General features: G+C 66.1%; 17 protein-coding genes and 1 tRNA gene. 5 read left to right on the top strand and 13 right to left on the bottom strand.

Annotation, left to right across the window (positions count from 1 at the left end; translation table 11 throughout):
* Window positions 1-5 precede the first annotated feature (5 nt).
* The 4 genes from MQN93_RS25970 to MQN93_RS25955 all read right to left on the bottom strand — a co-directional run bounded on the left by MQN93_RS25970 (window position 6) and on the right by MQN93_RS25955 (window position 4,596).
* Window positions 6-1,298: a homoserine dehydrogenase gene (locus tag MQN93_RS25970; protein ID WP_037783806.1), complete on the bottom strand. Its 1,293-nt coding sequence runs from the start codon at window positions 1,296-1,298 to the stop codon at window positions 6-8.
* Between the two features lie 165 nt (window positions 1,299-1,463).
* Window positions 1,464-2,855, bottom strand: coding sequence for a diaminopimelate decarboxylase (lysA, locus tag MQN93_RS25965; protein ID WP_016438256.1), 1,392 nt, complete (start codon window positions 2,853-2,855; stop codon window positions 1,464-1,466).
* A gap of 129 nt (window positions 2,856-2,984) precedes the next feature.
* Window positions 2,985-4,001 carry an ArgS-related anticodon-binding protein NrtL gene (nrtL, locus tag MQN93_RS25960; RefSeq protein WP_242711462.1) on the bottom strand — a complete coding sequence of 339 codons (1,017 nt, stop codon included), beginning with the start codon at window positions 3,999-4,001 and terminating at the stop codon, window positions 2,985-2,987.
* A gap of 145 nt (window positions 4,002-4,146) precedes the next feature.
* A complete protein-coding gene (locus MQN93_RS25955) occupies window positions 4,147-4,596 on the bottom strand; it encodes a response regulator (protein WP_372504458.1) in 450 nt (149 codons plus the stop codon).
* Window positions 4,597-5,121: 525 nt separating this feature from the next.
* Here MQN93_RS25955 and MQN93_RS25950 point away from each other — a divergent pair.
* Window positions 5,122-5,193: transfer RNA gene (locus tag MQN93_RS25950), tRNA-Arg, on the top strand.
* 159 nt (window positions 5,194-5,352) lie between these two features.
* Here MQN93_RS25950 and MQN93_RS25945 read toward each other — a convergent pair.
* From MQN93_RS25945 to MQN93_RS25905, 9 genes are all read right to left on the bottom strand, one after another.
* A complete protein-coding gene (locus MQN93_RS25945; RefSeq protein ID WP_242711460.1) occupies window positions 5,353-6,069 on the bottom strand; it encodes an 8-oxoguanine DNA glycosylase OGG fold protein in 717 nt (238 codons plus the stop codon).
* A gap of 147 nt (window positions 6,070-6,216) precedes the next feature.
* Window positions 6,217-7,602 carry a tyrosine-type recombinase/integrase gene (locus MQN93_RS25940; RefSeq protein WP_242711459.1) on the bottom strand — a complete coding sequence of 462 codons (1,386 nt, stop codon included), beginning with the start codon at window positions 7,600-7,602 and terminating at the stop codon, window positions 6,217-6,219.
* Window positions 7,599-7,811, bottom strand: coding sequence for a helix-turn-helix transcriptional regulator (locus MQN93_RS25935; RefSeq protein WP_242711458.1), 213 nt, complete (start codon window positions 7,809-7,811; stop codon window positions 7,599-7,601). The genes MQN93_RS25940 and MQN93_RS25935 overlap by 4 nt, the downstream gene beginning before the upstream one ends.
* On the bottom strand, window positions 7,801-9,171 hold the full coding sequence (locus tag MQN93_RS25930; RefSeq protein ID WP_242711457.1) for a replication initiator: 1,371 nt from the start codon (window positions 9,169-9,171) through the stop codon (window positions 7,801-7,803). The genes MQN93_RS25935 and MQN93_RS25930 overlap by 11 nt, the downstream gene beginning before the upstream one ends.
* On the bottom strand, window positions 9,168-9,428 hold the full coding sequence (locus MQN93_RS25925) for a hypothetical protein (protein ID WP_242711456.1): 261 nt from the start codon (window positions 9,426-9,428) through the stop codon (window positions 9,168-9,170). Before MQN93_RS25925 ends, MQN93_RS25930 begins: the two co-directional genes overlap by 4 nt.
* 104 nt (window positions 9,429-9,532) lie before the next feature.
* Complete coding sequence (locus MQN93_RS25920) at window positions 9,533-9,823, bottom strand: hypothetical protein (RefSeq protein WP_242711455.1); 291 nt, start codon at window positions 9,821-9,823, stop codon at window positions 9,533-9,535.
* 32 nt (window positions 9,824-9,855) lie between these two features.
* Window positions 9,856-10,050 carry a hypothetical protein gene (locus MQN93_RS25915; RefSeq protein ID WP_108014878.1) on the bottom strand — a complete coding sequence of 65 codons (195 nt, stop codon included), beginning with the start codon at window positions 10,048-10,050 and terminating at the stop codon, window positions 9,856-9,858.
* A gap of 12 nt (window positions 10,051-10,062) precedes the next feature.
* Window positions 10,063-11,382 carry an FtsK/SpoIIIE domain-containing protein gene (locus MQN93_RS25910; protein WP_242711454.1) on the bottom strand — a complete coding sequence of 440 codons (1,320 nt, stop codon included), beginning with the start codon at window positions 11,380-11,382 and terminating at the stop codon, window positions 10,063-10,065.
* The gene (locus MQN93_RS25905; protein ID WP_242711453.1) at window positions 11,382-11,729 is read right to left on the bottom strand and encodes an SCO3933 family regulatory protein; all 348 of its coding nucleotides are present in this window, start codon (window positions 11,727-11,729) and stop codon (window positions 11,382-11,384) included. Before MQN93_RS25905 ends, MQN93_RS25910 begins: the two co-directional genes overlap by 1 nt.
* Window positions 11,730-11,931: 202 nt before the next feature.
* Between MQN93_RS25905 and MQN93_RS25900 the strand changes: the two genes are divergently transcribed.
* From MQN93_RS25900 to MQN93_RS25885, 4 genes are all read left to right on the top strand, one after another.
* Window positions 11,932-12,672, top strand: a complete 741-nt coding sequence (locus MQN93_RS25900) for a GntR family transcriptional regulator (RefSeq protein WP_242711452.1) — start codon at window positions 11,932-11,934, stop codon at window positions 12,670-12,672.
* A gap of 498 nt (window positions 12,673-13,170) precedes the next feature.
* A complete protein-coding gene (locus tag MQN93_RS25895; protein ID WP_242711451.1) occupies window positions 13,171-14,280 on the top strand; it encodes a nucleoid-associated protein in 1,110 nt (369 codons plus the stop codon).
* Window positions 14,261-15,238, top strand: coding sequence for a RelA/SpoT domain-containing protein (locus tag MQN93_RS25890; protein WP_242711450.1), 978 nt, complete (start codon window positions 14,261-14,263; stop codon window positions 15,236-15,238). The genes MQN93_RS25895 and MQN93_RS25890 overlap by 20 nt, the downstream gene beginning before the upstream one ends.
* A 1,681-nt stretch (window positions 15,239-16,919) precedes the next feature.
* A complete protein-coding gene (locus tag MQN93_RS25885) occupies window positions 16,920-17,486 on the top strand; it encodes a hypothetical protein (RefSeq protein WP_242711449.1) in 567 nt (188 codons plus the stop codon).
* Window positions 17,487-17,533: the final 47 nt, after the last annotated feature.

The following is a 17,533-nucleotide window of genomic DNA, read 5'->3' as shown; positions in this document are numbered from 1 at the left end:
GCTGGTTACTCTCCTTCAACCCGCATGATGCTGGCGACACCCCGCACGGTGTCGAGCTTGCGCAGCGCCTCGACGGTCCCGGACAGGGAGGCGTCGGACGCGCGGTGGGTGACGACGACGAGGGAGGCCTCGCCGTTGTTGCCTTGCTGCCGAACGGTATCGATCGACACCCCGTGCTCGGCGAACACGGTCGCAACCTGGGCGAGAACACCCGGTTTGTCCGCTACGTCGAGGCTGATGTGATAGCGCGTCACCACCTCGCCCATGCCCGACACGGGCAGCGCGGCGTACGCCGACTCACCGGGGCCGGTCGCCCCGCCCAGCCGGTTGCGGCAGACGGCGACCAGGTCGCCCAGCACGGCCGAGGCGGTGGGCGCGCCGCCCGCGCCGGGGCCGTAGAACATGAGCTGTCCGCTCGCGTCGGACTCGACGAACACGGCGTTGTACGCGCCGCGGACGGAGGCGAGCGGGTGGCTCAGCGGGATCATGGCGGGGTGCACGCGCGCGGTGACCGAGCCGCCGTCCTGGGCCCGCTCGCAGATGGCGAGCAGCTTGATGGTGCAGCCCATGTTCTTGGCGGAGGCGAAGTCCGCCGCTGTCACCTCGGTCATGCCCTCGCGGTAGACGTCGTCGAGGCGCACTCGGGAGTGGAAGGCGATGCCGGCCAGGATCGCGGCCTTGGCGGCGGCGTCGAAGCCCTCGACGTCGGCGGTGGGATCGGCCTCGGCGTACCCGAGGGCGGTGGCCTCGTCGAGCGCCTCCTGGTACCCGGCGCCGGTCGAGTCCATCTTGTCGAGGATGAAGTTGGTGGTGCCGTTGACGATGCCGAGCACGCGGTTGACCTTGTCGCCGGCGAGGGACTCGCGCAGCGGCCGGATCAGCGGAATCGCACCCGCGACGGCGGCCTCGTAATACAGGTCCCTGCCGTGCTCCTCGGCGGCGGCGTGCAAAGCGGCGCCGTCCTGGGCGAGCAGCGCCTTGTTGGCGGAGACGACGGAGGCGCCGTGCTCGAAGGCGGTGGTGATGAGCGAGCGGGCCGGCTCGATGCCGCCGATGACCTCGACCACGACGTCGATGTCGCCGCGTTTGACGAGAGCGGTGGCGTCGCTGGTGACGAGCTCGGGCGCGATGCCCTCGCGGACCTTGGAGGGACGGCGTACGGCCACGCCCGCGAGCTCCACGGGGGCGCCGATCCGGGCGGCGAGGTCGGCGGCGTGCGTCGTCATGATGCGCGCCACCTCTGAGCCGACGACCCCACAGCCCAGCAGCGCCACCTTCAGCGGACGCGTACGCATCATCCGACCTCGTTTCCTCATACCGTCTACGGTTGGACCAGTCTCACTCACCGGACCGGAGTTTCTATGCCATGTCCGGATCGTGAGACATCGATTTCATTTGTACCGGGGTGGAGGACAGGAGATCTTCCGCCCTTTTGCCGGGCCTCTTTTTCTTCGCCCTGGGGTTCAGCCGACGTCGAGGCGCAGGAGGTCCTCCTCCGTCTCGCGGCGCACGATGACGCGGGCCTCGCCGTCGTTCACGGCGACGACGGGCGGGCGCAGGACGTGGTTGTAGTTGCTCGCCATGGAGCGGCAGTAGGCGCCGGTGGCGGGCACGGCGACCAGGTCGCCGGGCGCCAGGTCGGAGGGCAGGAACGCGTCCTTGACCACGATGTCCCCGCTCTCGCAGTGCTTGCCGACGATCCGGGCGAGCATCGGCTCGGCGTCCGAGGTGCGCGAGACGAGCGCGACGCTGTACTCGGCGTCGTAGAGCGCCGTCCGGATGTTGTCCGACATGCCGCCGTCGACGGAGACGTACGTCCGCAGTCCGTCGAGGGGCTTGATGGTGCCGACCTCGTAGAGCGTGAAGGCGGTGGGGCCCACGATGGCGCGCCCGGGCTCGACGGAGATGCGCGGAGTGCGCAGCCTGGCGGACTCGCACTCACGCGTGACGATCTCGGTGAGCGCCTTGGCGATCTCGTGCGGCTCGCGGGGGTCGTCGTCGCTGGTGTACGCGATGCCGAGGCCACCGCCGAGGTCGATCTCGGGCAGTTCGACACCGTGCTCGTCCCGGACGTCCTTGAGCAGCCCGACCACGCGGTGCGCGGCGACCTCGAAGCCGGACATGTCGAAGATCTGCGAACCGATGTGGGAGTGGATGCCGATGAGCTCGAGCGAGTCGAGCTGCAGGGCCCGCCGCACGGCCTCGGCGGCCTGCCCGCCGGCCAGCGGGATGCCGAACTTCTGGTCCTCGTGCGCGGTGGCGATGAACTCGTGGGTGTGCGCCTCCACACCGACCGTGATCCGGATCTGCACGCGCTGCCGTCGGCCGAGTTCCCGAGCGATGTGGGCGACGCGCACGATCTCCTGGAAGGAGTCGAGCACGATACGGCCGACACCGGCCTCGACGGCGCGGTGGATCTCGGCGACGGACTTGTTGTTGCCGTGGAAGGCGATGCGGTCGGCGGGCATGCCAGCGGACAGGGCGGTGGCGAGTTCGCCGCCGGAGCAGACGTCGAGATTGAGCCCCTCCTCGTGCAGCCACCGCACGACAGCACGGGACAGGAACGCCTTGCCGGCGTAGAAGACATCGGCATCGGCCCCGAAGGCACTGCGCCAGGCCCGCGCCCGGGCCCGGAAGTCCGCCTCGTCGAGGACATAGGCAGGGGTGCCGTACTGCTCGGCGATCGTCTTCACGTCCAAGCCGCCGACGGTGGCCACCCCGTCCACGTCGCGGGTGACCGTCTGCGCCCACACCTTCGGGTCGAGGGCGTTGAGGTCGGCGGGCGGGGCGGAGTAGTGGCCCTCGGGGAGGACGTCGGCGTGACGGGGGCCGGCGGGGTGTGCGGAACGGCTCATGGGTTCGGAGTGGCTTTCTGTGTGCGTCACGGGCAGTGGGGCGGTTCCTGCGTCACCGGTGATGCGGTGCGTCGTGTGTCACCGGGGTGAGGTGCGTCTTGCGCCACCGGTGGCGGGGGGCCCGCTGCCTCACAGGTGATCGGGGGCGTGGATGCCGAGCAGGGAGAGGCCGCCGGCCAGCACCGTCCCGGCGGCTTCGGCGAGCGCGAGCCGGGCGCGGTGGGCGGCCGAGGGTTTCTCGTCGCCGCGCGGGAGCACGGTAGGCAGGACGGGGAGCACGGCATCGGCGACGGTGACGAGGTGCCGGGCGAGACGGTCGGGCGCGCGGTCAGCTGCCGCACGGGCGAGGATGCGGGGGTGGTCGGTGAGGGGGGTGAGGAGGGGGGACCAGGTGGTGTGCGGGTCCCTTGGCAGGTGTCCGCCATGAACGTGTTCGTCTACGTCACCGGGGGCGGGGGTGAAGCCCAGGGCGGCGGCGTTGCGGCGGAGGGCCCGGGTGCGGGCGTGGGCGTAACGGACGCGGAAGAGAGGGTTGCTCCCGCGCTGGACCAGATGATCGGCGGTGATACGGGGCCGGTCGTGGGCGGCGGGGTGCAGCAGCGCCCAGCGGGCGGCGTCGGGGCCGAGCGGGGCGGGGTCGTCCGGGGCCGGGACGGGCCGGAGGTTCACGGGTTCGCGGTGGTCGACCTCGACACGCCCCCCTTGTGAACCGACGATCCGCACGAGCGCGTCCGCGACGACTTCGGCCCGGACCTCGTACGGGATGCGCAGTTCGACGACCTGCCCGGCGAGGGAGTCGCCGTGCCCGTAGGCCGGGCCGGCGTCGAGGATCTCGCGGGTCAGGGCGGCCGCGGATGCCGCCGCGGGCTGCAGGCTGATATTGAGGAAGCCGGGTCCGGTGACGACGACGTCGGCGACACCGTCCGCGTCGGCGAGATGCCCCTTGATGATCTCGGCAACCCGCAGCGGCGGCTGCCCGGCGGGCCGGGCGAGCTGCAGCGCGATGTTGGTGGCGTAGTCCCCGCAGCCCCCAGGACCGGGCGGCGCCACGACAACCCTCCCCGGCACGGCCACCCTCAGCTCCCCCTCATCCACAGCACGACACACCGCGCGCAGCACGGTGCGGGAGAGCTCTACGGGGGTCACGGGTCAAGCGTATGGGAGGAGGGGGGTGGGGAGGCGAGTCGGTGGGGGTGGGGGTCCGGGATGTGGACGGGGGGGACTACGGCGCCGCCGCGGTGAGGCCTGTTGCTGTCAGATTGCTGTCAGGTTGCTGTCAGGTTTGCCGGGTTCAGGCGCCGGCACGCCCGGCCCGCTCGGCCTCACCGACCCCGAGAACGCTCCCCAGCTCGGAGTCGTCGTCCTCGTCGCGGCTCCCCCCACCCCTCTTCCGCTCGACCAACTGCTGCACGAGACGCACGAGTTCGGCAGGCTCGAAGGGCTTGGCGAGGAAGGCGTCGACGCCGACGTCGAGCCCGGCGTCGATCTCGTACGAGGTGCAGGCGCTGACGATGGCGAGGGGAAGATCACGGGTACGTGGATCGCTGCGCAGCCGGGCGGCGGTACGAAGTCCGTCAAGCCGGGGCATCACGACATCGAGGGTGACCACATCGGGCCGCACCTGATGAACGACATCCAGACACTCGGCACCGTCAGCCGCGGTCACCACCTCGAAACCCTCCAGCTCGAGATTGACCCTGATCAGCTGCCGGATGACCTTGTTGTCGTCCACAACAAGCACCCGACCCGACGCGCCTGGCACAACTCGAGAGTAGGTCGACACCGGCCACCGCGTCCGGCTTTTCCCCACTTCTGGCCCGCGCGGGGGACAGGGGTGGGGGCGGGGGTGGGGGGTGACGGCAGCGGGGGCACGGGATTCGGTGGTGCGGGGGTCTGCGGGCGCCGACGGGACGATGGAGTTGCGGGTTGAGGGGACGAACGCGAACTGCTGGGGCGAAGGGGGCGCAACGGGTTGGCGGGATGTGGGCGGCAGGACGGGGGACCAGGACCCCCAGTGACGGCACTGGATGCCAGGAGGCAGGTTGAGTGAGGCGCGGGCGGGGACGAACGGACTCCACAGCACAGCCGGCAACAAGGCGGGGGACGAACGCACAGCGCACCCCACCAACAGGGAACCCGAACCGGGCAACACGGGCGCCGCAGCCAGGCGATGCCCCTCGGGACGACCCCACAAAACCCGTTCATGAACACCCTGGATCAGCTGGTAGGGTTCTACCCGTCGCCGCGCACACAGCGCAGCCGACACGCCCCCGTAGCTCAGGGGATAGAGCAACGGCCTCCGGAGCCGTGTGCGCAGGTTCGAATCCTGCCGGGGGCACTTCGCATGAAGTGCCTAAAGACCCCGCCACCAGCGCATTCGCTGAGTGCGGGGTCTTCGCGTATGTGCAGGCGGATGCTGCCGGAAGCAGCCGTTTGCCAGTGATCACGTTGTAATAGCGTGTTGATCTTGAGGGGCCTTGCAGCAGGTCAGCAGCCCTTAATCGTCTTCCGCCGCAGCAGTCCGAGATCCTCCCTGTGGCCGCACATTGCCACTGAGGTCGAACATGAGCCACTCCAGCCAGGCTGGTGCTACGTCGAGCGTCTTCGCCCACGAATGCATGTCCCGCACGTACGCCACGTAGCGGGCAGCCCTGTTCCGAGTACCTGCGGCTCGCCAACTCACCCACCCAAGAGCGTTCAGCGTCTGGAAGACCCGGTCATCCAAGATCAGCGCCCGCTCCTCGGCCGAGCCGTCGTCCACCACCGCGAACCACTTCGTGAAGAACGAACGTCCCACGCCATTGACCCGGAATCCCCGGTATGCGCCATCCAGATCACCCGCACACACCTTGGCGCGCGTACCGACGAGCGCCGAAAGGAGTCGTTGACGGTCGTCCAGGGCCGCCTCGGTGTAGCGCGGTCCACGCCCATTCGTCGTGCCCGAACCCCAGATCATCACAGCCGCGAACAGCCCCCGAAGACCGTCCGGATCCGCACCGACCTCATCGCGCAGGCGTGCCAGATCCTCACGACTGATCAATCGCTCCCCGGCCTTGGACCCAGCCCTGCCTATCTCCAGGACACCGGCCACCCCATGCGGTTCGAGCCGGACACGCCAAATCTCAGGCCGGAAGCGCACAGGTTCCTGCCGACGCTCACGGTGCTCATCGACAAGAGGGCACAGCCCTTCCGGCAGCGGTGTCGGCGGATTCATGGCCCCAGCATTCCGTACCTGATCAGCCTATGTTCATCGATCTGATGGTTTCGTCGTCGACCATCGATTTCAGGTACCCGGAGAGCATGACGAAGGCCCCGGATCGCTCCGGGGCCCACAGCGCTCACAGTCCATCGGACCGAAACGCTATCCGTTGGCGCCCTCCTCCCCCAGGCCCTGCATGATCCGGTCGTTCATCTCCTTCTCCTGGCCGTCGATGCACTTGGCGTAGATCTTCAGAAGGACATCCACCGAGTGACCGGCCCGAGCGGCGACCTCCGGGGCGGGAACGCCGGAGTTGAGCCACTGGGACACGCCCGCGTGACGGAGGTCGTACGGCCGGAAGGCCAGGACCGACGAGACCTGATCCGGGATGAGCGCCAGCTCCCGAGCCTGTTTCCACACACGCGAGTACGACGAGGCCGCGATCACGTTGCCCCGCTCGCTGGAGAACAGCCGGCCGTCTTTCGCCGTACCGAACTCCTTCAGGTGCTCACGGAGCAGGCGCACGAGCGGAGGGGGTATCGGCACGATGCGCACTTCGCCCTGGGCTCGCTGTTTCAGGCCGCGCCGATCGTGAGCCTCTCCGGAGTCCGTCCAGGCTTTGCCCGCCGTGGGACGGGTTTCCGCCAGCTCGATGCGGCCCCAACCGGAGGCCGGAAGCGTGCAGTCGGAGCGGCGGAGCCCCAGCGCCTCCCCCGGTCGCATCGACGCGTAGTACAGGCACCCGAAGAACGCCCGGAGCCTCCGACCGCTCGCCCGTTCGTAGCCGCCTACATACGTGAGCGCCGTCAGCAGCTCCCGAGCCTGCCGAGGGTTGACCACCACTCGCCGGTCAACCTCCTGCACCGCCCTCTTCCCGCGCTTGCGCCGGACCCGCGTCAGTGGATTCGACGTAAGGTGCTCCAACTCCACTGCGTACTCAAGAGCGTTGAACACCACCGCGCGCCGTCGCCGGTAGGTCTGAGTCGCAGCCGGTTTACCGTCCAGCTTCCGGCCGAGCGCATCGATCAGCTCATGCACCCGGACAATCTCCTGAAGCTCCCCCACCGGAAGCGACGCCTTCTCTATCCACCGCACGGCCGTGGCGATCTCCTCAGGCTGCTCCCGCTCCCTTCGCGGAACCGGCAGGACGTACGAGCGCAACGCCTTCCGAAGCACCTCCGGAGCAGGCCGCCCCCGTGCCGGTTTGACCACGACGGGAACGACCGTCGCCAGCGCATCGGTCATGCTGTCCCGTTGCTTGGCCGACGCCTCCGGCCAACGCGCGTCCAGGTACTTCACCGCCAAGTCGAGGAACGACAAGGCAGCCTTGCCCCCGCGTAGCGAGTCGGGCAGACCCGTGACCGTGTCGAACGGCTCGCCCTTGTCGAGTGCCCGCATCAGCTTGGCCCGGAAGCGGTCGGCAAGCGCCTTGGTCTTGTGCGACTCGCTGAACGGCTGCCCGTCGACGACCCAGCGCACGAGGTACGTCGGTTTCTTGGTTGTCTTGTTGACCGAGATCTTCCAGACGGAGACTTTGTACGACTTCACGACGCAGCCCCCTCTGCCCGGTCCTCCAACCAGTCGTTGAGCACGTCCCGCCGAACCCGGAGCTCCCCGTTCGGCAGCCGGATGCAGGGTGGCGCGATGCGCAGTTCCCGCCAGCGGTAGAAGGTGCGTCGGGAGATGCCGCCCAGTTCGTCGAGCACCTGGCGGACCGTGAGCAGTTCGGCCGTCTTCGCGCGGCTGTCACGCGCCATGGAGACCACCGCCCTCCCGCACGGATGCGGCCAGGAGCGCAGCCGCCGGCGAGTAGCCGCGACCCGCGTACCGCCACTGGCCAACCGTCACCGTCGGACCGTCGACCAGACCGAGCGACGCCCGCTGCTGTTCCGCGCGGTGATCGGCGCGCGCCTGCCGGAGCGCGGTCAGCGTTGTCGAGTAGCGGCGTGACTTGGTGGAGAAATGCCCGCCGTACCCGAGCATGTGAGCCCAACGACGCAGCCCGAGTGGCTCGAACTCCGGCAGGCCGCCGAGCCACCAGCACGTACCGATCATGCGCAGCACGTGTGCACGTACAGGCAACATGACCATGTCCCGCGCGTGGTGGATCCGGCCGTCGACCGCGCCGGCGGACTCGGCTCCCTTGGTGGCGTACTTGGCGATGTAGCCCGCCACGGCCGCCGCGAAGGCAGGCCGCTCCCCCGCATTCCGCCGGTACGAGGTGACCGGCCGTACGTCGACCTGCGTACCGAAGCGGAGCTCCCGCGGGCCGACCACGTTCGCCCCCGGAGCGGACAGCCGCACCCGACCGGCCACCGTCCGTACGGCGTCCATCAGGAGCGCGACAGTCGCCCAGCCGGGCGGGGGCGAGTCGGGTCCGTCCGGTCCGTCGAGTCGGATCACGCCGTGGAAGTGGACCAGGCCGCGCCGCTGGTACTCGGCGACCTTCGCGTACGAGAGCCGCGCGACTTCCGCGAACTCCGTACGCGACAGCCCGGCACGGCGTGCGACCTCCCGTCGCAGCTCCAGGCCGAACCGGTGCCAGAGCCGACCGGCGAACGCGTGCCAGAGGACGGCGCCCGCGTAGTCGTAGCAGCGCGGGCAGAGCGGTTCGCCAAGACGGAGATCGTCCGTCGAGTGACGCTCGCGGCATCCGGTTGGCCGGCCATGGGGGCAGGACTCCCCCGCCCGGCGGGGGCGGCAGGCCCGTACCCGCCCGCCGTCTTCCCGCCGTGTGTGCACCAGGCCGAAGCCGGGAGCGGTGAGCGTGGCGAACACGCGTGGGTACCCGCTCACCGCCTCCGTGACATTCTTGCCGCCGACGAGTCCGGCCCGGACGAGGTGATACGTGTCTGCTCGGTACAAGCCCGAGCAGGCCGGGCAGACCGTCGCGCGCCGGTTGCCGCACGCGACAAGCAGGCGACCGCCGTAGACGTCCGACCCGTAGGAGAGCAAGGCCGCGCCCGTAGTCGTGTCGTAGACGGTCGCCGCGCCGACCAGGTGGATCGGGTTGGTGCAGCCGCCGAGACGGACGATGTTCCGACGCCAGGCCGCGAACTCCGACTCTGACGCCCTGGCGATCAGGGCAGCAGAGTCCTTCATGAGGGTCGTGGTCATCGGTGACCACCCCCGCCGCCGAACGCGTGCGCCATCACGGCCGAGATGCCCTCGGGCCGGGTCTTGGCGCTGAAGCGAAGCGTTGGGTCGGTGAGCCAGAGCGCCGCGGCGTGCGCAGGGCACAGGCGTTGCTCGGTGTCGTCGAGCCCGACGAGGACGACCTGTTCCCGGCCGGCGCAAGTCGAGACGTCCGGGTCGCGCTGCCTGAGTTCGCAGTCGGGCAGCGGGGATTTGCGCGAATGATGCGCGTTGGACAAAGTGTGAGTGCTCCTTTCACTGCTCATGTGGCGGATGGAGTGGGTTCCTGACGGGGTCGGGTTTGGCGACTTCGCGCCCCGTCGGGAGCCCTTCGTACGGGCGATCACTGCCGGTCCTTGGGCGGAACGGCGACGGCTACGTATGCGATCGGCCCGAATTCGCGGCGTGCGTCGAAGTAGCCCTGTCCGAGGTCTTCCGTTGGCACGCCGAGCGGAGCGGCGACGGACTCCACTCCCTCGCGACGAGTGGCGGAGTCAGGTGCGTCGACCAGGACGGCGATGGATGCGCGGTGCGGTACGACGACTGCAGGGTTGGCGGTGAGGAAGTCGACCAGCTCCCGCAGACCTGCCAGGAACGCGGCGCGGTCACCGGAGCGGATGACGTATGCGGACACGGGATGTACCCCTCTCGGGTCAACGGGTCGTTTCAGAAGCGGAGTTGGCCGAGGAAGCCGTTCACGCCGTCGAGGAATGCCTGAGCGAACGGCGCGGCCACGGTCTTGGAGAGCAGGAAGCCGAAGGCTCCGCAGAGCAGCGCGTCGGCCCACCGCAGGTACCGGATGCGCAGCAGGAACCAGATCAGCAGGCCCAGTAGCAGGACGGCGGACATGGACACCAGCACGGCAGGCCCCTTTCACGGCGCTTCGACGTGCAGTTCGGACAGGACGGGAGTCAGGTGCGCGTACTCGGCGGCAACGGCTTCCGCCTCGGTCTCCGTGATCAGATGTGAGCGGGCCCGTTCCCAGCCGTCCCCGGAAGCGAGGACGGCCGTACCGGCCTGTTCGGGCGTGATGGCCTGCGCCGCCTTGAGCGCGTCAGGATTGAGGTCGCCGAGCGCCATCTCGGCCGTACCGGGGTCGGCCACGCGATGACAGACCCGACCACCGAGCTGGGCCCGCAGCGCTGTGACGCCGGGCCCCAGGTCGGAGCCGACGCGTTGGCCGGCGACTACGAGGAACACCCCGAGGGCCGCGCCGAGTTGGGCCAGCCGGATCAACGCCGTACCGGCCGCCTGAGCTTCGTCCTTCTCGCTCCGGCTCGCGACGAGGAACAGTTCCGCGAGCTCATCGACGATCACGACGACGGGGACCGGGCGTTCCTTGTCCGGCAGACCCCAGATGTTGCGCACGCGAGCCGCCCGGCAGACGGTCATGCGGTCGAGGGTCAGATCTACGAGCGCGGCCAGCAGTCGGACCGCCTGTTCACGGTTCGTCGCGAGGGCGGACAACCGCGGCCCGTACAGGGACAGTTCCATGCCGCCCTTGCAGTCGATGCCGACCAGGGCGACGGGTTGCGGAGCCAGGCCCGCCACGAGGGCGTTGATCAGCGTGGACTTGCCTGAACGGGTAGCCCCGACGATCAGCCAGTGCGGTATGCGCCGCAGGTCGAGCACCCACGCGGCCCCGGTCTCCAGCGCGCCCACCGTCACCCGGAGCAGATGACCAGGGCCCCGCTGCTTCGGTATCCGAGGATCCGCCAACGGGTCAGCCGCCGATGCGACGATCCGCACGACCCCCGGCTTCCAGGAGGTCACCCGCACCGCGTGGACCTGCCAGTCCTCCGCCATGGCAGGCGCAGCCTTGACGAAGTCCTCCGGCACCTGGCCCGGTAACAGCCGTGCCAGCAGTACGAAGCCGCCGGAGGTAGGGCGTATGAGCCCGCGACGCGGCATCCGCGGCTGAGGCGGGGGCGCCCCGTTGCCGATGAGCCCGGACACGACCGTCAGCGCGGGCCGGCGACTCACGGCGAGTCCACACCCGGCCATGAGCTGCCGCCAGGTCTGCATGACACGGAAGGCGGCGACCGGGAAGCCGAGTAACAGCCACCCGGCGACGGGGTAGCGGCGGCGCAGGGCCGGGCCCGCGAGAAGCAGGCCCGAGACCAGCGCTGCGGCCACCACCAGGACCCAATTCGGCCCGGTCGCATGGGCCGAAGTGGTGGAGGCCAGGTTCATCACTGCGCGGCCCCCTTGCCCGCCGGGGCGGGAGTGTTCAGGGGCCGGATCTCCGCAGCACGGAACGCGATTCCGTGCCGCCCCTCGTTCTCCCACGGCGTGGCGACCAGGTCCCGCACGGCCACGGGCATGCCGAGCTGCACACCGGCCGGCTCACCGGCCACGCTCACGTTCACGACGTCGGCCGACGACCCTGCCATCAAGCAGAGTCCGACCTGATACATGGTCTTGCCCGTGTCGCGGTCGACGCGGAGCTGACCTGTCTCACGGTTGGCGACCCGCGGAGTCGGGGGTACGGCGCAGATGATCCCCGTGTACTTCGCGGTGTCGATCGGAAGGCTTGCCACTGTTCGGATCTCCTCATCTCTGGCACCCGAAGGCCGATCCTCCGGATTGCTAGACCACCCGTAGTACGGGTGACGCGGACAAGAGTGCAACCCGTAGTACGGGTTGTCAACCGCCTTCGAGTGGGAGAAGCTACTTCCGTCCGCGGATGGAACTTCCATCCATGGAAGGAAGAAGCAACAACCCCTGCCGTGGAGGGCCCGCATGCCGCCGAAGGACACGCAGCCGAAGTATCGGCAGATCGCCGACTACCTGCGCGATGGCATCTTGGACGGCACCTTCCCGGCCGGCCAACCGCTCCCGTCCGAGGAGGCGTTGGCGAAGCAGTTCAGCGTGACGCGCCCCACAGTCCGTCAGGGCCTCTCCGAGCTACGGGCGTCCGGTCTCGTCGAGGCCATCATGGGCCGCGGCACCTTCGCCCGCTCACCTCATGGCCGCCCCAGCCACACGCGCCCGCGCGGCGTACGCAGGGCACCCGACGGCCGCTACATCGAGGCCGACGGCATCCGCTGGACCGACGCCGAGCCCCCCGTGGCCACTCGCACCGACGCCCCGTTGGCCCTGGCGGACCTACTCCGCATCCCGCCGGGCGAGCCGATGTTCACGTACGACGCCCTACAAACGGCAGACCACGGCCATCTCCGCCAACTCCACCGGACGTACGTGCCGTTCTCCGTCCTGATCGACACCAAGTACGAGGAGGAGGCACCGCCGCCGGCGCCGGAGCTCTACACGGCACTCGCAGACCTGGGCCACGAACTCCGCTTCACGGAGTACGTTCGCACCCGCATGCCTCTACCGGACCAGGCCCAGGCCCTCCGACTCGCGGATGGTGTGCCTCTCCTGCACGTCATCCGCGTGACGCTCGCGGCGGCGGACAAGCCCTTGGCCCTGGAAGAGTTCCACCTGCCAGGCGACGAGTTGGAGCTGTCGTTCAGGCTGTAGCCGTACCCGAGTTGGCTCAGAGTTTCTTCACGTAATCAAGGCGGCTCGCTCCGCTCACCGCGCGCGGCCCGGCCCCCGGCCGGGCCTGCGCTCCTGTCTCCGCCCCGCTCCAGCCCGGCCGGCGCCCGTACCGCGCGCACAGCAATCAGTGACCTGATGCCAGAGAAGGGGTACATCGTGGCTGGGGCGGTCGGCTCCACGGCTTTAGCCACCTCCCCGGTCCGGGTCCCGCGTCGAGCAAGACCAGGGGGCCACTCGTGCACATTGCGGTCAGGCCCAAAGCCTGCCCGAGTTGCCAACCAGCGTACGGCCCCCTGGTCATGCTCGACCCCAGACCGGGCAGGCCACCGGCCAAACCCGCTCCGCCGACCTCTTCGACGAAGAGCCAATCTCCGCAGGGAACTTGACCTGAGCTCCCCCTAGCAGCACCCTATTCGCTGTCGTAACATGGAGTGCTTACCGGCTCACGGGTTGGAGCCGAGTGGTCAGGGGGGCGTTATGAGTATCGATTTTGGGTTGCTCAAAATCCGAGAAGTGATTGTTCACGAGGTCCCCAAGGTCTTCAGGCGCGAGACCAATCCCGCCCCCTTGCGCCTGAGTCAGGTATCTAGCCCTCTAACGCCTGAGGTTCTCAAAAACTTACAGGTGAAATTTCGGGGGGATTTGGCCCACTCCGGGCGGGAAATCGTAGAGGACTCCCCACGCTCCTCCAAAGTACCAGACATCGTACGCGATTACCTAGACGGCGACGAATCCGATTTCGTTCTCGTTTCGCAGGACCTTGCCGAAGCACTCAGGGCATCCCAAGATGGCGCCAATTCAGGCGGCTTGCTCTTGGTGGCCAGCGCCTCCATTGCGGAAAAACGTGCGCTACTAATCGTGAAACTGGCAAACGAAAATGGGATGCGTGCAACGTTTGACTCGGTTAACGGAAAGGACACCTTTCAGGTCGTATACCTGAACGACCTACTATTCGCGGGAAAAGCTCAGGTCTACAAGGCGGGACTTTTTCTACAGCCTCAGGATGACGAGCACGCACTCGAAGGGTTCGTCTCAGACAAACAGACTCCCGGCTCTCGCATTGCTGGATTCTTCCTCCAGGATTATCTTGGATGCCGCCCGAAAGAACAGCCAGAAGAGCTGACGCTGCGCTTTTTCGAATCATCGGGCAAATGGATAGACTCCTTCAGTACTAGTTCAGAAAAACAAACGAGGTACACGGTTGCATTGCTGTCTGAACTTCAAAGCAACCGTCGAAGCATTTCCATGCGCGGATTCGCCAATTCCCATCTCGACGAAGAAGATCGTGACGCTTACGTTCACTTGATGAGTGAATCGGGTGTACCCAAGACGCCATTTGAGAAGGATCTTTACCTTGTCGAAAGTAAGCTTGCCAAGATTCAGTACACCTTCGATAGCGGAACAGTAGTAATTGTCCCGCCATCCGCGCTCACGGAAGGAATAGTTCACGTTGTCGACGACGACGATGGTCTGAGTCGAATCGAGGTTCTTGACCATCTCAAGGAGATGAAGAGCCGAGGCAGCGGCGGACGCCGATCAAACAGGCCGCGCGATCTGGAAAGCTCTGATGGATCAGGTCCAGAATGAGGCGAGACTCAGGTACATAAGAGAAAAATCCATATTCGACACTCTAGCGTCGAACGTAACAGAGCTTATACGCACCGAGGCGGCCGCCAATGGGATCACATGCGAGGTTCAGGGGCGAAGCAAGGACGTAGCAAGTTTCGTTAGAAAGGCTCTCAAAAAAAGATATGCGAACCCCTGGGAAGAGATAACCGATAAAGCCGGGGTTCGAGTGATACTTGAGCACAGCAACGACGTTGATGAAGTGCTCGAAGTAATCCGAGCCGCCTTCACTGTATTGCATGAAGAAGATGAGCGCGATCAGCCTGAAAACGAATCGCGTTTGATCTATCCCAAGATCCACCTGCAGATCGTCGACCCCAGTCATGATCCGGCAAGTGATACTTCACCGCTGGAATGTGAGATTCAAGTCAGGACTCGGGCACAGGATCTCTGGTCCCGCATGTCGCATACTCTTCTCTACAAACCAGCCGTTCCGTCCACGCCCGTTGTCAGACGCTCCCTGTATCGTCTCCTAGCACTGGTCGAGTTGTACGACTCGGAAGTGGCCCGGGGGGTCGAAGAAATGGAGTCCAATCCAGATTTTCGAGAGGTCCAACTACTGCGTCACGCCGAACGAGTATTTCATCTTTTCGTGGCGTCTGACTATGAAATCTCCATTTCAGAGGAGATTATGCCTGTACTAACCTCGTTGATCGAGGACACTGAATCCTACGGGAATAGATTGGTTGACTTTTCGCGCCACCGGTTCGCTAAGCTGGATGACACTTTCCGAGAGTACGGACCAATGAGTGAGGTCGGCCAATCGGGACAGTATGTTTTGGTAGGTCAGCCCGAAAGTGTAATCATTTTCCAGCTACTCGAAGAGATGCCGCTTCGCCTCGCGGCTGCATGGCGTCAAGCGTTACCCGACGACTGGCTAGACGAGCTTTCAAGCGTGTGGGGAGTAGCTTTTGAATGAGGGGTCGGGCATATCGGTTACTGCCCTTTTCGCAGAGGTGCTAGTCATTGGCATTGGAGCGACTCTGGCTAGCGTCGGATTTTTGTTTTGCGCACTCGACGGGCAAACGATTTCTAAGATACTAGAAGCTGATACAGGCTTCATATTGTCCTGTGGCCTTACCCTTTCATACGCGGCAGGAATAGTTCTTGATCGTGCGGCGGACCTGCTCCTTAAGCCTCTTAGCGAGACATACAAGGCGACCTATTTCCCGAACTCCCGCGACTACACGGTTGCCCGCGAACGCATTTCCACAGTTCCCTATTTTTTGGCGCGTACAGAGTACGCTAGAAGCCGCATGCGAGTCTGTCGCGGTTGGGTAGTTAATGGGGCCTTGTTGACATTGGCTGCCGACGGTAACCTTATCCGGCATGGGGACAAGCTTAATATTGTCGCGTCTATGACAGTCGTCACCATTCTTGGGATCGCATTGACTGCGGGTTCGTTCTTTTCCTGGAAAAGCATAGTGAAGAGCTCGTACAAACAAATCAAGCTGCAAAGCGACATAGTCTCCGCTCGCGTTACCCCAATCGCGACGCCAAGCAATTAGAGGCCATCGCGCCCACCCTCACCAGCCCTCCGGTGCAAGTAGCGCCCATTACGGCATGCTCTGGCTGTAGAGCCCGGAGTTTTACTCCGTTGGTAGCGTCTGGCAGTGGACCGTGCAGTACTAGTGCTGGGCAGTGTTGGGCCGTCTCTGGGCTGTGCGAGGCTACCTTGAGACCACTCAACAGCGACCCACGGTGGCAGACGAGCCATAGCCGGGCACCGCAAGCACCTTCCCCAGCCGGCGCTCGTCCCTACGAGGCCGGTCGCGATATCAATCGAACCCAGGGACGGACGCCATAAAGGGCTGCATACTGGACGCACTTGAGGGAGGGGACCATGGCCATGTTTAGACGCTGGGCACAGCGGCGCTACGACAAAGCGCAGGCGGAGTACTGGCAGAGCATTGAACCCGTGCTTGGCCCTGGCGAACGGAGAATTGCCAGTTCGCCCGCGCGAAACCTGTGGGACGGTCCTCAGGATGGCGTCCTCTTCCTCACCGACCGGACCATCTACTGGGGTGCATGGCTAGGACAGGGGAGACAGACCAAACCCATGTTCGCCCAGGAGCTTCGGGAGTGTCCGAGCGCACGCATCGGCGAGCAAGGCACCTTGGACGTAGCAGTGGGAGGTGAGCGCGTTGGATCGTTCGCTTCGTTTGCACCGGCTCCCGGCGCCCAGTGGAGCTTCACAGAGTTCTGCAAGAGCTTCGGCCAGGCGTTGGAGGGCAGCCGCGAGCTGCCACCCGCCGCGGATACACCGCCTGTTGACTCGGCAGGCTAGGTAGGCCACGGCGGGATGGCGCCCTACGAGCCCCAGCCCCCGCGGCGATTCGGGACGAAGGGCCGAGGTCGTGCCATCCGCGTGCCAGACCCTGCGGGGACTCACGGGGAACAGCGGAGACCAAACAGCTGATCCGCCGAGACTGGAAGGTCCTTCCACCCCAGGTCAACCCGTCGATCACCGCTAAGGAACCCAAGCTTCCCAAGCTGAGAGCTCGATGCTCATCTCCCGTTCCACTACGAACGCCCAGGTTCAAAGCCCTCACCCCTTCTGCTGTCTACGGCCATCGGTCGTTACATGTCAGACTCCCCTCGTGAGTGAACTCATGACCGCGATCGTCAGCGGAGCGGCTGGTCTCGCCGTGGGAGGAGCGGCCTCGGCCGTTCAGGTGTGGAAGGTGAGGAAGAACGCTGCTGAGGCCAACATGGCTCGCAAGGCGCGGGACGCCCAATTGGTTGGGGAGATCCGGGCCACAGGGCAGGCGTGGATTGAATACCTCCTGCGCACATGCGCACGGCTAGCTGACGGCCAGCGCGTTGATGAGCCAGCGTTCACGGCCCGAGCCGATGAGTTGAGGGAATCCGCCTATCGAGCGATGGCGAAGATCCCACCTACATCTAACGATGACTTCTTCTATGGGTCGTTTGGCGACCTGATGAGGCGGCTGCAGCAACAGGTTGAGGACGCCGTCCGTCGCGACGACCACGACCTTGCGAGGTGGTTGCTCGACCCTGGCTCAGTCCTTCAGGTCTCCCGCGATGACGTCTTCACGCATGCGCAAATACAGCGGCGCCTGTCGACGGAACGTTTGTACCGTTTGATTCAAAGTGGTGACTTGAATCTCGGTTCTGATGGTTCTGCCCCAGGAGATGAAAACTGATTGATGGCACTCCGATGCCCTAACATCAGCTCTTGACACCAAAGAAA

This window comes from Streptomyces spinosisporus (assembly GCF_022698145.1).
Taxonomy (GTDB): Bacteria; Actinomycetota; Actinomycetes; order Streptomycetales; family Streptomycetaceae; genus Streptomyces; species Streptomyces spinosisporus.
This window is presented reverse-complemented; position numbering and strand designations above follow the sequence as displayed.